The sequence below is a fragment of the Myxococcus sp. CA056 genome (assembly GCF_013336715.1).
Lineage (GTDB): Bacteria > Myxococcota > Myxococcia > Myxococcales > Myxococcaceae > Myxococcus > Myxococcus llanfairpwllgwyngyllgogerychwyrndrobwllllantysiliogogogochensis.
In genome coordinates, this window is record NZ_JABUMT010000003.1 from 506,700 (window position 1) to 520,683 (window position 13,984).

The 13,984-nt window shown below is 69.0% G+C and carries 12 protein-coding genes; 4 read left to right on the top strand and 8 right to left on the bottom strand.

Features of this window, described 5'->3' with window-relative positions; genetic code table 11:
• Positions 1 to 51: 51 nt before the first annotated feature.
• A complete protein-coding gene (locus HUA76_RS16515) occupies positions 52 to 888 on the bottom strand; it encodes a sensor histidine kinase KdpD (protein WP_174453229.1) in 837 nt (278 codons plus the stop codon).
• A 95-nt stretch (positions 889 to 983) separates the two neighbouring features.
• Entirely contained in the window at positions 984 to 1,661 is a 678-nt protein-coding gene (locus HUA76_RS16520; protein ID WP_174453228.1) for a hypothetical protein, read from the bottom strand.
• Between the two features lie 168 nt (positions 1,662 to 1,829).
• Between HUA76_RS16520 and HUA76_RS16525 the strand changes: the two genes are divergently transcribed.
• Entirely contained in the window at positions 1,830 to 3,137 is a 1,308-nt protein-coding gene (locus HUA76_RS16525; protein WP_141649147.1) for a pectin acetylesterase-family hydrolase, read from the top strand.
• Between the two features lie 111 nt (positions 3,138 to 3,248).
• On the top strand, positions 3,249 to 4,271 hold the full coding sequence (locus HUA76_RS16530) for a metal-dependent hydrolase (protein WP_174461426.1): 1,023 nt from the start codon (positions 3,249 to 3,251) through the stop codon (positions 4,269 to 4,271).
• Between the two features lie 96 nt (positions 4,272 to 4,367).
• On the opposite strand, the gene HUA76_RS16535 is transcribed toward HUA76_RS16530, so the two are convergent.
• The 5 genes from HUA76_RS16535 to HUA76_RS16555 all read right to left on the bottom strand — a co-directional run bounded on the left by HUA76_RS16535 (position 4,368) and on the right by HUA76_RS16555 (position 11,215).
• Positions 4,368 to 5,804: a DUF1552 domain-containing protein gene (locus HUA76_RS16535; RefSeq protein ID WP_174461427.1), complete on the bottom strand. Its 1,437-nt coding sequence runs from the start codon at positions 5,802 to 5,804 to the stop codon at positions 4,368 to 4,370.
• Between the two features lie 5 nt (positions 5,805 to 5,809).
• The gene (locus tag HUA76_RS16540; RefSeq protein WP_174453224.1) at positions 5,810 to 7,423 is read right to left on the bottom strand and encodes a DUF1592 domain-containing protein; all 1,614 of its coding nucleotides are present in this window, start codon (positions 7,421 to 7,423) and stop codon (positions 5,810 to 5,812) included.
• Positions 7,424 to 7,757: 334 nt separating this feature from the next.
• Positions 7,758 to 8,471, bottom strand: a complete 714-nt coding sequence (gene rpiA, locus HUA76_RS16545) for a ribose-5-phosphate isomerase RpiA (protein WP_174453223.1) — start codon at positions 8,469 to 8,471, stop codon at positions 7,758 to 7,760.
• A 525-nt stretch (positions 8,472 to 8,996) separates the two neighbouring features.
• A complete protein-coding gene (locus HUA76_RS16550; protein WP_174461428.1) occupies positions 8,997 to 10,283 on the bottom strand; it encodes an SBBP repeat-containing protein in 1,287 nt (428 codons plus the stop codon).
• 176 nt (positions 10,284 to 10,459) lie between these two features.
• On the bottom strand, positions 10,460 to 11,215 hold the full coding sequence (locus HUA76_RS16555) for an outer membrane beta-barrel protein (protein WP_174453221.1): 756 nt from the start codon (positions 11,213 to 11,215) through the stop codon (positions 10,460 to 10,462).
• Between the two features lie 129 nt (positions 11,216 to 11,344).
• Here HUA76_RS16555 and HUA76_RS16560 point away from each other — a divergent pair, with 129 nt between their 5' ends.
• Entirely contained in the window at positions 11,345 to 12,235 is an 891-nt protein-coding gene (locus HUA76_RS16560; protein WP_246137871.1) for a LysR family transcriptional regulator, read from the top strand.
• Between the two features lie 17 nt (positions 12,236 to 12,252).
• Here the strand turns inward: HUA76_RS16560 and HUA76_RS16565 are convergent, their stop codons facing one another.
• A complete protein-coding gene (locus tag HUA76_RS16565) occupies positions 12,253 to 13,518 on the bottom strand; it encodes a right-handed parallel beta-helix repeat-containing protein (protein WP_174453220.1) in 1,266 nt (421 codons plus the stop codon).
• Between the two features lie 67 nt (positions 13,519 to 13,585).
• Here HUA76_RS16565 and HUA76_RS16570 point away from each other — a divergent pair, with 67 nt between their 5' ends.
• On the top strand, positions 13,586 to 13,954 hold the full coding sequence (locus tag HUA76_RS16570; RefSeq protein WP_174453219.1) for a Spx/MgsR family RNA polymerase-binding regulatory protein: 369 nt from the start codon (positions 13,586 to 13,588) through the stop codon (positions 13,952 to 13,954).
• Positions 13,955 to 13,984: the final 30 nt, after the last annotated feature.

The window sequence follows — 13,984 nt, forward strand, 5'->3', positions numbered from 1 at the left end:
CACACCTCTGCTCGTCAGACAACACTCGGCGCCCTGGGGCCAGACAGGCCCTCAAGGGCCCGGCGGCGGCAAGGGTGCCGGCAGCGGCAGTCTCACGGTGAAGCGGGCGCCCTGACCTGGGGCGCTCTCCACGGACAGGCTGCCCCCATGGAGCTCCACGAGCTGGCGGGAAATCCACAGCCCCAGCCCGAAGCCCGGCCGCGTCGGGTCCAGACGCGAGAAGCGCTGGAACAGCCGCGCCTGGTCCTCCGGGGAGATGCCCGGCCCCTCATCCCTCACCCAGAGGAGCACGAAGTGTGGCTCCGCGCGCAGCGCCACCTCGATGGCCGTCCCCGCGGCGTGCCGCAAGGCATTGGTGAGCAGGTTGGTGAAGACCTGCTCGACGCGCGTGCGGTCCCACGCGCCGACGATGCCGGGCGGGGCGCGCAGGCACAAATCACAGCCGGCCCGCCGCACGTCCTCCTCCATCCGCTCCACGGTGTGGCGCACCAACTGCCCCAGGTCCACCTCCTCCAAATCCAGCACGGGCCGCTGCGTGGACAACAGCGACACGTCCAGGAGCGTGGCGATGAGCCTGTCGAGCCGCCCGCACTGGTCCTGGACCCGCGCCAGACGCCGAGGCACATCCTCAGGCCCGAGCGCGCCGAGCTGCGCGGAGCGCACCAGCCCATCCACGTAGAGCCGCAGCGACGTCAGGGGCGTGCGCAATTCGTGGGAGGCCACGGACAGGAACTCGTCGCGCACCCGCAGCGCCGCCTCCAGGGCGGCCGTCCGCTCCAGCACCCGCTGCTCGAGCTCCCCCGTGGGCTGGCGCGACTCCTCCTCGGAAGAGCCCTCCTCGCGTTCGCCCTCTCCGGGCAAACCCGTCCGACGCGTCTCCACCACCATGCCCCGCGTCTCTAGCGGAGCATGCGGGGCGCTCCAATCCGGCGTCCGGCCGTGCGCCCCCGCAAGCTTTCACTATCCGACACGAGCGGGCGCGCTCAGGGCTGCGGCTGTCCCTGACGCCACTGCTCGCGGCGCTGCTCCTGCGAGCGGCGGTGCGCGAGCGACTCCTCTTCCTGTCGGGGGTACTCCGACAGCCGCGTGCGGTGCATGTTGATGCTCAGCTCGTACAAACCCTTGTCACGCTCGGGCAGCTTGTCGCCCTGCTCCTCCAGCACCGTGGTCGCGAACCGCAACATGTCCTCTGACACCTTGCGTCGTCGGTCGTAGTACTGGTGAATCTCAGACTCGGTGGCGTCACCCGACTGCACCCGGCCAAAGACTTCATTCCACTTGCGCGTCTCCTCCTCGCGCTTGCGCAAGAGCTCCGGGTCCTTCGTCGGCGCGCCCAGCTCCCAGTACAGGTTGTCCGGCAGCTTCGCGCGCAGCGCCTCCAAATCCAATGGATAGGCCTGGGGCTCGCCGTCCCCTTCAGGCTCGGGCTCCGGCGCCCGGAGCGTCTCCGGAATGACGCTGCTTGTCATTCCTTGCGGAGGGGTGGGCGGGGCGGGCCGCGAGGGCGCGGCGGGGGGCGGGGTTGGCGCGGTGGCCGTCTCTGGCTCGGGCACCGGGGGCGGCGCCTCTCCGCTCAGGGCGAACACGAGCGCGGCCACCAGCGCCACGCCCCCGAGCCCCGCCAGCCAGCCCAGACGCTTCGACCCAGCATTATCGGACATGACGTCCGAATACCGCGTGCCTCGCGCACATGGCAACCAACCCTTGTCATGCCGCAATGCATCACAATCCACCGTGATGCTCGAAACATGAAACAACACATTCAGGACTGACTCTCGGGTCAACGTGGGCTATAGAGCCGGTTTCCCCCCAAACCCGGAGGAGCCTGCATGAAGCGCGTACTCGTGGCGTGCCTCGCTGTCGCTGCGCTGATGGTCCCCAGCGCCGCCCGCTCGGAAGTCATCGTCTCATCCATCGTCAGCGTGCTGGTGGATGGCGGCAACAACTACAACTGGCAGAAGGTGGAGCTGCCTGGGACGAAGTGTGGCAATGGCTCCCAGTTCAAGTTCTTCATCCACAAGACGAACTCGCCCAACCTGCTGATGCTGCTCGAAGGTGGCGGCGCGTGCTGGGACTACGACACCTGTAGCGGCCGTGCGGGCCTCCTGGGCGCGGCGAACCCCAACGGCATCGCCGACGACTACATCACCCAGTTCACCGCGAAGTACGTCTCGCCGCTCGTCAACGGCGCCGACCCGGGCCTGCCGCTGCGCAGCAAGACGAACCTGGTGACGAACGGCTGGAACATCGTCTACGTGCCGTACTGCACCGGCGACGTGCACATCGGCAACAACGTGAAGACGTACGTGGACCAGACGGGCGCCAACCCGCCGCTCACCTGGCACCACAGCGGCTACACCAACACGCTGGCGGTGGCGAACTACGCGAAGACGCAGTTCCCCAACGTGCAGAAGTTCCTGATGACGGGCTACAGCGCGGGCGGCACGGCGACGTCGGCGGGCTACTACTTCGCGCGTCGCATCATCAACCCGGCGCAGGGCTACCTGCTCAACGACTCCGGCCCCATCTTCCTGGCGCCCAACGCCAACTTCAAGTCGCGCGCCCTGCACGACAAGATTCGTGAGTCGTGGAACCTGAACTCCGTGTTCGGCCTGCTGCCCGCGTCGTTCAGCCAGAGCGACTTCGGCACCATCAACCGCATGGTGGCCACGGAGTTCCCGAACGACCAGCTCGCGTACACGGGCTACACGCGTGACTACAACTACTCGCGCTTCTCCTATGAGCGCTTCCACACGCCGAACGACAAGGAGTCCGTGCACGCCTACTGGAAGACGGACGAGGCCGCGCTGGTGACGGAGCTGAACAAGTACAACAACTTCAGCTACTTCATCCCGCACGAGCGGGCCATCAACTCCAGCCACTGCAGCACCATCATCACCTTCATCGGCGCGCACGCCTGCCAGCGGATGGAGAAGAAGAAGTGGTACGAGTACATTGAAGCGCCGTGGCAGTCGTGGACGTGCCGCAGCGAGTTCGTGGGCATGGACACGTTCCTCACGCGCTTCGTGAACAACAACCAGCGCGTGCGCATCTACGAGCCCGCCAACGGCTACAACGCCGAGGACCCGGGCATGGGCATTGTCGCGCCGCTCATCAACGGCGCGCTGGGCGGGTAGTCGTAGGCCCACTGGCTGAAGCAGTCGTCTGACTGGCGACGGGGCGCAAGGCGTTGTCTTGCGTCCCGCCGCTGGCCCCCGTGGGAGGAAGGCGCTAGAGCCACGGGCGCCATGGACAACCTCACGCACGGACTCCTGGGACTGGCTGTCGGCGCGCTGCGCCGGCCCGACGTACGCCCCGACTCTCCGGAGCGCTCTTCATCCACGGACCGCGCGGTGTTGCTGGCGAGCGTGCTGGCCGCCGAGCTGCCGGACCTGGACACCCTGCTGGCGAGGGGCGACGCGGTGACGGTGGCGCTCCATGCGCACCGGGGCCTGTCCCACTCGCTCTTCTTCGCGCCCGTCGTCGCCCTGGCCGCCACGCTCGTCGCCTGGGCGGTGTTCCGCCGCGACACCCGGCTGCCCCCGGTGTTCCTCACCAGCCTCACCTCCGTGCTCTTCGCGCACCTGCTGCCGGACCTGTGGACGGGCTGGGGCACGCGGGTGCTGCTGCCCTTCTCGGATGCGCGGCTGAGCCTGGACTGGACGGTGGTGGTGGACCCGTGGGTGACGCTGCCGTTGGTGGCGGGGGCGGTGGTGGCGTGGCGACGGCGCGCGGTGTGGCGGCGCGCGCTGCTCCTGGGGCTCGCCTGCTCCATGGCCTACGTGGGAGCACGCGTCGTGTCCTGGAGCGTGCTGACGCGGCGGGTGGACGGCGCCCATCCCGGGGCCGAGTCCGTGCGCGTCTTCCCCGCGCCCTTCTCCTTCAGCACGTGGCGGTACGTGGCCCGCCTTCCTGGCGACGTCCTGGCCGCCGGAGACGTGACGCTCCTGGGAGAGCCCAGAGAGGCCCGCAGGGTGACGGCGCCCGTGGACGTGCTGCCCGGAGATTTGCGCGAGGTGCCCACCGTGCGCGAGGCCCTGGCGTGGGCGCGCTTCCCCGTGGTGACGGTGACGCAGGTGGAGTCGGGGCGAGAGGTGCGCGTCGCCGACCTGCGCTACCACCTGCACGGCGAGCCCACGCTCACCTTCGTGGTGCGGGTGGATGCGGCGGGGACGGTGACGGAGGCCCGGCTGGAGCGAGGCGGCAGCGCCTCCGAGCTGCTGCGCCGGTGGCGCGGAGGGGACACGGCACCGAAGTCCCGGTCCCCCTGACGCGACGGCGGGGATACGCCTGCCCTTCGAGCCCGTCTTCCAGGCCCGAAGGGAGGCTCGCGGCGGGACGTCCGGCCCCGCCGCGAGACACCGGACTCAGGTGAGGCCCGACAGGGGGCCCTTGAAGTCCGGATGGCCGAAGGTGTTCACGTTCACCCCGAAGGCCTGGGCGATGGACACCAGCAGCTTGTTGTGGGCCACCGCATCCGGCATCGGCGTGCCTGGGCCACTCCAGCCGATCAGCGGGTCGGAGCCCTCCGGACGCAGCCGCAGGAAGCGGCCCATGCGGAACTTCCCGGCCGCGCCGCCCGCGAGCACCGTGGGCACGCGCACGTTCATGTGGCCGGACGCATCCCCCAGCTCGTTGCCCCAGAGGATGAGGGTGTTGTCCAGCGCGGTGCCGCTGCCCTCCTGCACGGAGGCCAGGCCGTCCATGAGGTACGCCACCTGCTCGGCGTACCAGCGCTGCACCTGCACCATCTTCCCGCGAATCTGCGAGCGCAAGGGCTCGTCCGTCACGTCCAGGCGGTGCGCCAGGTCGTTGTGCGTGTCCTCGTGGATGCCGAGCCACGGCATCGACGGGCCCGGAATCGTCATCGTCACCACGCGCGTCAAGTCACACGCGAAGGCCCGGACGATGAGGTCCATGTGGAGCTTGGTCAGCGTCGGCATGTTCTCCAGGTTGCCGAGCTGCCCCAGGTCGAACGCCGGAGGCGCCGCACCACCACTGCACGCGGCCTCCGCCGGCACGGGCTCCTGCGAGGGCGCGGGCGCCGTGCTCAGCGAGCCCAGCCGGCGCTCGATGTCGCGCAGCGACTCCAGATGCGTCTCCAGCTTCTGCCGCTCCGCGCCCGCCAGCCGGTTGCGCAGCCGGGTGGCGTCCTTGACCAGGTAGTCCAGCAGGCTCTTGCGACGCGCGAGCGTGCGCGCGTTCTCCCCCGGGTCCGAGGTCGGCGACGGCGCGGCGCCGAACAGGCGCTGGTAGACGCCCGCGGGGTCTCTCTCGAAGGGCACGCGGCCGCCGTTCGGCGTGAAGCTGATGCTGTTGTAGACGTGCTGGCCGCCGAACTGCTCCCACGCGTTGAGCTGGAGGGAGCGGAACCGCGTGGCGCCGCCAATCTGCGCCGCGAGGACCTGGTCCAACGAGGCGTTCTCCGGAAGGTCGTCACCGCTGGCGGTGTTGACCTTGCTGCCGGTGAGGAACGTGACGGGACCGCCCTCGTGGCCCGTCAGGCCGTGCTCGTAGAGCACCTGGTAGTCCAGGCCATCCAGCACCAGCAGCTTGGAGCGGTGGCGCTGGAGTGGAGCCAGCATGGAGTTGGGGAAGTCGAGGTTGAAGTCCAGCTCGCCGCCCTTCGGACTCCAGTACTCCGGCAGGCACCCGTGGGAGGTGAAGATGGCGATGAAGCGCATGGGGGGCGTGGTGCCCTGGGCATACGCGTCCGTGGTGCCGAGCAGGTTGGCCAGGGGCAGCGCCGCCGCCGAGCCCGCCAGGGTCTTGATCAGGGAGCGTCGTGAGAGTTCGCGGAGCATGGTGGCTACTCGGGGGAAGTGGTGCGCCGGTGGACGAAATACGGTGAGCGGACGAGGCCGACGAGGGCATCGCCCAGCTTCAGCTTCGGGTCCGCGCGGAAGCGCGAGCGCATGTCGGTGAGCATCGGCCCATCGACGGTGTCCTCATCCCGCCCCATGACGTAGCGGAAGAGCTGCAGCGGCACGCAGTCGGCCACGTCCTCGCTGCTGGCGAGCCAGCGCGCGAGTTCGGCGCCGCCCGTGAAGGTGAACTTGCCGTTGGCGTGCTCGACGGAGCCGCTGGCATCCACGTCCAGGCCGTTCTCCGTCGTGCGGTACTTGCCCAGGCCGTCGTAGTCCTCCATGCCGAAGCCGATGGGGTCCAGCTGGCGATGGCAGCCCGCGCAGGTGGGGTTGTCGGTATGGGCGGCGAAGCGGGCGCGGGTGGTGCTGTCCGGATTGACGGCGGGCGGGATGATGATGACGGACGGCGGGGGCGGCGGAATTTCACGGCACAGAAGGCGCGTGAGGACGAACTTGCCGCGACGGATGGGCGAGCTGGAATCGAACAGCGCGTACGTCGTCAGCACGCTCGCATGCGTGAGGATGCCCACCCGGTTTTCCGGCAGAGGAACCCGGCCGATGCGGCCATCTGACGTCTGCGACGTGCCGTAGAACAGCGACATCAGGCCGTTCGCGAAGGTGTAGTTCGCGCCCAGCAGCTCCTTCACGGAGCCACCCTCGTTGGTGAGGACGTGGTCGATGAAGGTCGTCGTCTCCGCGCTCGCGGAGAGCTTGAAGATCTGGCTGAAGTCCGGGAACACCTGGTTGTTCTTGTTGACGCTCTCCAGGCCGGTCAGCCCGAGCCACTCCATGACGAAGCGCTGGAGGTACCTCTTGGACGCTTCCGTCTGCAGCAGGCGACGTGCCTGGGCCTCGCGCGCATCGGCCGTCTTGAGCTGCCCCGAGCTGGCGGCGGTGGTCAGCTCCGCGTCAGGAGGCGCACCCGTCACGGCGAACGCCAGCGCCGTGGCGATCTCCTGCTGCGTCAGCCACACCACCCTGTTCGCCGGTCCACCGGGCTCGCCCAACTCCGTGCGGTAGAGGAACGACGCCGACGTGAGCACCGCCTGGATGACGTACTCGGCCGCCTTCTTCGGGTCCGTGTCCTTGCGCACCGCCTTCCACAACTCGAGCAGGTCCTTCTCGTCCTCGGCCGTCACCGGCCGACGGAAGGCGCGAGCGCCCAGCGCGCGGATGAAGGAGCGTGCGCAGTCCTCTTCGTTCTGTCCCTCGGCGCAGGCGTACTCGCTGGCCAGGTTGTTGGCCGCGACAGGACCCCAGTTCCGCTCCGCCGCGAAGTCCAGTTGGTCCGCGAGCAGCGGCGTCACCTGGAGGCGATCATGCGTGGTGTAGCCGAGGATGGCGTCCTCGGGCGCGAAGAGCTGCGCCATGGGCACCAGCGTGGGGTTCTTCACGATGCCGTAGACGCTGTTGTCGTATTCGGCGCGGGTGATGCGACGCACTCGCGCGGGGGACGCCTCCGACACCTCGGGAGGGTCTCCGCCAGATGTGTCGCCTGAGCAGGAGGCGGTCACCAACAGCAGTGCCGCGGGGAGGCAGTAACGGATGATTCGCATACGAAAGGCACCCTCTGAGCCAGCAGCCCCCGGAAACCCCCTCTGAAGCGCTGGAACGCAGCCGAGTGTAACCGCGCGCGCTGTCGTGGCCTTCGCACTTTTTGACGCACCATGTGAGGGCCGCGCTCCACGCTCTTCCAAGCCCGCGAGAATCACCGCCGAGCGCGCCCGACAGTCGCCTACGTCCACGTCGCGCGACCCACGTGCGAGAGCCCCCAATGGTGGAGCGCTCGTGACCCACGCGACACTCGCCCACCCACGCGACACACGACCGCCAGCACGTCATGCGGGCGGATGGGCACCCTCGCACGGGCCCCGCATGCCAGGGGCCGACTCAGGTGGGGCGCACGCGGTGTTCGACGCCCCCGGGGCCCGCCACCATCAGGTCCGTGGCGATGCCGAGGAACAGGCCATGGCCGACGATTCCCGCACGCGCGCCCAGACGTTCGGCCAGTGTCGAAGGTGCATCGAGGGGACCGAAGGCGCAGTCGAGGACGAGGTTGCCCTGGTCCGTGACGAAAGGCGCATCGTTGGCGCCCTTGCGCGGTGTCACGCGAGCGCCAAGGGACTCGAGGAAGCGCAGCTGCGAGCGCCAACCGAACGACAGCACTTCCACCGGCACGGGCCAGTGGGTGCCGAGCTTCGGTGACAGCTTCGCCACGTCCGCGACGATGACGACGCGGCGACTGGCCTGGGCGACGATCTTCTCGCGCAGCAGCGCGCCGCCTCCCCCCTTGATGACGGACAGGTCTGGCGCCACCTCGTCGGCGCCGTCGATGGTGACGTCCAACTCGGGGTGCTCCTCCAGCGTGGTGAGGGGGATTCCCAGTTCCAACGCCAGCGCCTGCGTGGCGCGTGACGTGGGGACGCCGAGAACATCGAGCAGGTGTCCCTGTCCGCGCAGCGTCGCCAGCCGTCGCACCGCGAAGGCCGCGGTGCTCCCGGTGCCCAGGCCCACGCGCATCCCCGGTAGGAAGAACCGGTCCACCGCCGCCTCGGCGGCAGCCCGTTTGTAGCGTCCCGTCCGCGCGCTTGAATCGAACTCCATCACCCCGCTCCTTCGTCCGCCCTTCCGCGTGATTGAAAGGTACATCGCCTCGGCGTGAGCGGGTGTCCACGCCTGCCGCCCGACATCCGTCCCCAGCGAGCGCTCGACAGGCCACCGCCTCGACACCCGCCGGTGCCGGTGCCCGCGCCTCGCCCCGAGTGACTGAGTGAAAGCGCATTCCCGCGAAGCGAACGGGCGCCGCGAACCTGCGTCGCGACACCCGCTCACCATGACGTCTCGAAGGTCCTCCGCATCGAAGCAAGCAGGTGCCGCGCACCTGCTTCGCGACACCCGCCCATCATGAGAGCTCGAAGGTCTTCCGCATCGAAGCACGCAGGTGCCGCGAACCTGCTTCGCGACACCCGCCCATCTTGAGGGCTCGAAGGTCCTCCGCATCGAAGCAAGCAGGTGCCGCGACACTCGCCCATCATGAGAGCTCCAAGGTCCTCCGCATCGAAGCAAGCAGGTGCCGCGAACCTGCGTCGCGACGCCCGCCCCGGCGAGAGTGCGCCAGCTCGGCCTTACTCAGAAGCGAAAGAGGATGGCGTCGTAGCCACCCGCCCTGGCGCTCCCGGGCAGAGCGCCCCAGGTGTAGCCCACCGCGTACGCGGCCCCGTCGTCGCCGACGGCCACGGCCTGCCCGCGGTCCGACGTGCTGGAGCCCACCTGACGCGTGCCAAGAGGGTTGCCCGCTTTGTCGTACGTGGACAGGAACACGTCACTGCCACCCAGTGACACGTTGCCATCCAGCGCGCCCGACGTGTGCCCCACCAGGTGCACGGTGCCATCCACACCCACCGCGACGCCTTGCCCATAGTCCGTGGTCGTCGTACCAGGCTGCCGCGTCCACTGCCGCGTGCCCGCCTCGTCATACTTCACCAGCACCGCGTCGTACGTGCCCACTCGGACGTTCCCGTCGAGCGCACCGAAGGTGTAGCCAGACACATAGGCCGCGCCGTCTTCATCCACGGCGACCCCCGTGCCGTACTCGTCACTCGCCGAGCCCAGCTGACGTACCCACTGCGCCTTCCCGAGCACGTCATACTTCGCCAGGAACAGGTCCACCGTGTTTCCCGTCGCCGTGACACCGTCGAGGCTGCCCAGCGTGTAACCCGCGACGTAGATGTCCTCGCGCGGGCTCACCGCCACGCCCAGGGCAATGTCGCTCCGCGCCGAGCCAAACTGCCGCATCCAGTACGGGTTGCCACCCGTGTCGAACTTGGCCACCACCACGTCGTAGTTGCCCGGCGTGGGAGTCCCGTCGATGCGCCCCAGCGAATAGCCCGCGACGAAGAGGCCGTCCTGTCCCGCGCGGCGCGTGACGGCGATGCCGGTGGCGAAGTCGTCCGTCTCCGTGCCGAACTGCTGCACCCACTCCAGCGCGCCCTTCGCGTCGAGCTTCAGCACGAAGAAGTCCGTGCCACCCGCGTTGACGTACGGAAGGAAGCTGCCCCACGTGTAGCCCGCGACGTAGACGTTGCCCGCCAGGTCCGCCGTCACCGAAATCGCCCGGTCATTCATCGCCGTGCCCAACTGCCGCACCCAGCGAAGCGTGCCGTCCACGCCGTGCTTCGAAACGAAGAGGTCCTGACCGCCCGACGACACCTCGGAGCCGAGCTGTCCGCCGGTGTGGCCCGCCATGTAGACGGCGTCGCCCACGGAGGTGACGGCCAGCGCCAGCTCGTCCGCGGTACTTCCCAGCTGTCGTTGCCAGTCAGGCGGCGTCAGGGCTTGGGCACTCGCGGGCAGTGCTCCCAGGATGGCCACCGCGCTCGCGACACCACACGCGCCACTCCACCACTTCCGAATCATGGGCGACTCCTATCGAGATGAACGACTCCGCCCGTACTCTGACGCGTCTGCCGGGCCTGAATCATCTCGGAAGGACCGCCCTCTTCCTCGCGGAAGGGGCGACGCGGAGCGTTGGGCACTCCGCGTCACACCAGGGGTCAGCCCGAAGCAGACCCCCGGTTCAACAGCTCAACGGTTCAGATGTTCCAGCTGCCTCGGATGCCCAGCATGATGAGACCGTACGGACCGTCCTCGGCGGGGCCCAGCGGCGTCGTCGTGGTGGGCAGCGGCGCGGGCAGCGCCAGCGTGGTGTCACCCGAGCGCGTCGTGTAACGCGCGTAGGTGCCGGTGAGGTAGGGGCCGAAGGACAGCGAGTGCCCCAGGCGCCACTTGCCGCCGACGGTGACGTTCACGAACTCGGGACCACGCGTCTGGCTCTTCAGCTTCAGGTTCGCCGTGACGGGCGCCCCAGGTCCCACCTGAACCTGCGTGGGGCCGGAGTTCTCGTTGTTCAGGAGCACCATGCCGAAGCCAACGCCGACGAAGGGGTCGAACGAGGCCGTGGGCGAGAAGTGATACTGCACCTGAGGACCGAAGCGCAGCTGCGAGGCCGCGCACTCCCAACCCTCGAAGCAGGAGTACGGATTCTCCTTGGTGAGGATGTACGAGTAGCTGCCGTACGCGCCGACGAACCAGTTCGGCGTCACGCGGTAGCCCACCTCCACCAGGAAGGGCACTGCGCCGTTCGCGGCGTCGCTCAACTTCACATCACCCACGGTGCGGTCCAACCGTGCACCGTTCTTGTAGACGTAACCCGCTCCCGCCTGAAACCCGAGGCCGACCGTGACTTCCAGTCCCGTCGGCGCGCTGTACGTCGCGACTTCCTGAGCGCTCGCGCCCGCGGAACCCAATGCGACCGCCGCTGCCAGGGCCCAACTCAGCCTTCCCGTCATAAACCCCTCCGTCGAGTGGAGCGTTGACTCTAGAACAGCACCCATCACACAAGTAAGCCGCACTGCGTCACAGTTGCAGTTGTGACGGTGGGTCAGCGCTGACTGTCAGGGGCGTGCACAATGCGGGCGATGAACGTCACCTTGGAGCAGGCCCGTGCGCTGGACGCCCTCGCCCGACACGGCACGTTCGCCGCCGCGGCGCAGGCGCTGGGAAAGGGGCACACGGCGGTGCTCTACACCCTGCGCACGCTGGAGGGACAGACGGAGCTGGAGCTGCTCGACAGGCGCGGCTATCGGACGCGGCTGACGCCCGCGGGAGAGCGCGTGCTGGAGCACTGTCGCAAGCTGCTCGCGGCGGAGCGGGAGCTGGAGGCGACGTGCGCGGAGATTCGCGCGGGCTGGGAGCCCACGCTGCGCATCGTCTTCGACGGCGTCTTCCCAGCGGAGCCCTTGTTGCGGGTGGTGAAGGCGCTGCGAGCCGAGGGCGCCGGCACGCGCTTCCATGTGTCGTCGGAGTTCCTGGCCGGAGTGGAAGCGGCCTTCGTGAGGGACGAGGCGGACCTCATGGTGTCCGTGCTTCCGCCCTCGCTACCAGGCCTGCGCAGCTACGCGCTGCCGGAGCTGAAGGCGCTGCTGGTGGCCCACCGCTCCCATCCGCTGGCACGGCGCAGGCGCGGGACGCTCCAGGAAGAGGAGCTGTCGGAGCACCTGCTGCTCACCGTGCGCGGCTCCGACCCCCGGCTCCAGCTCAGCACCGTCTCCCTGGAGATGCGCTCCACGGTGCACCTCAACGACTTCGCGGCGAAGAAGGCGGCGATTCTGGAAGGCCTGGGCTACGGGTGGCTGCCCGAGCACCTGGCCTCGCGCGAGCTGCGCCGGGGCGAGCTCAAGCTCCTGAAGCCCTCGAGCGGCTCCACCCACGCCTTCCTGCCCAAGCTCCACCACCGCGCGGGCGTGAGGCTGGGCCGCGCCGCCCGCCGCGTGGTGAAGACACTCACCGGGACAGAGCCTCCCCAGTGACGTGAGGGGACACGCGGCTATTGCGCCGCCGTGGTGCAGTCCCCCGACACATTCGGCGCCGGACGCCCGTTGGCGGTGTTGCCGGTGAAGACGTTGTCGGCGGCCACCACCAGCTCCACCGCTCCGCTGCCCCGGTTGCACACCACCACGCCGCCCGCGCCCGCGCGGTTCTCCAGGAAGCGATTGCCGCGCAACGTGAGGGCGCGCGTGCCCATGTCCTCCAGGTAGATGGCCGCGGCCGGGCCCTGCGTCACGAAGTTGCCTTCGAAGAGGTTGTCCTCGACCAGGTCATTGTTCGGCTGGAAATAGTGCAGCACGCCGCCTCCGCCCAGGTCATAGGTGTTCTGGGAGTTGGGCCACGCGAGGATGGGGCGCGGCTCGAGCGAGCTGGTGACAGCGCCCCGGAACGCCTCCAGGCCGTTGTCGCGGAAGGTGTTGCCGCGCACCACGGAGTCGCGCCCGTGCGTCACGCACATCGCCCCGCCGCCCGCCATGGACGACGTGCCTGCTTGCGCGAAGCGGTCGATATCCGACGTGCGGTTGCCCTCGAACAGCGTGTCCTCCACGCGCGAGCCCACGGTGAACATCAAGTCCAGCGCGCCACACTTGGCCGACGCCATGTTGTCGCGGAACACCGAGTGCCGAATCGTCACCGGCCCCGGGTAGTAGGCCCACAGCGCGCCGCGCGTCTTGTCGCGGTTGCCGTTGTAGTCATTCTTGCGGACCTTCTCGAAGACCATGTGCTCGAAGACGGGGTCTCCGTCACCCACGGAGTTCTCACCGAAGAAGTTCATCCCCCACCAGCCGTAGCGGTTGGTGGAGGTGAGCAGCACGGGCTTGTCCGCCGTGCCACGCACCTGGATGCCGCCGTACACGCGCACCTCCACGCGCCCGTCATGGTGGTTCATCACGCTGTCGGCCGCGCCCGCCTCCACGTCGGCCTCCGTCACCTCGGGGCGCCCCTTGAAGTCGAGGATGACGCCGGGCTGCACCGTGAGGACCTGCCCCTTGGGGATGGTGACGACACCCTGCGCGTCGCCGAGCACGCGATACGGAGAGCCCGCCTCCGTCAGCGTCCCGGACAAGGTGCCGGTGACAATCGTCCCACCGTCCTCGGGCACCTCGATGATGGGCCCTCCGTCCCCTCCTCCCGACGTGCCGCCATCCGGCTCGGGGACGACTCCGGGCTTCTCCGGCGTCGACGAGCAGGCGGTGGCGAGCACCCCCAGGGTCAGCACCATCATGAGGAAGCGCTTCGTACACTCGGAGGCGGACGTGTCCATACCCGGCGCGCTAGCACGGCGTCATGGCCGCTCGCAAACCGCGCCCGGGCTGCTAGAAGCGCGCGCCATGTCGAACGAGGTCCTCGTCCTCTCCTACTCGGGCTGTTCCACCTGCAAGAAGGCGCTGAAGTGGCTGGAAGCCCAGGGCGTGTCCCACCGCGTGCGTCCCATCGTCGACAGTCCGCCCACTGTCGCGGAGCTGGCGCAGTGGATACCCCGTAGCGGTGTGTCCGTCCGGAAGTGGCTCAATACCAGCGGGCTGAGCTACCGCGCGCTCGGCAAGGCCAAGGTCGATGCGGCGAGTGACGCGGAGCTGCATACGTGGCTCGCCGCCGACGGGAAGCTCGTCAAGCGGCCCGTGCTCGTCACGCCCACCGCCGTCCTCGTGGGCTTCCAGCCGGAGAGCTGGGCGCGCGTGTTCCCCTCGCGAGGCTGAAGGCCGGGCGGGCGGGCAAGCGCACCCGCG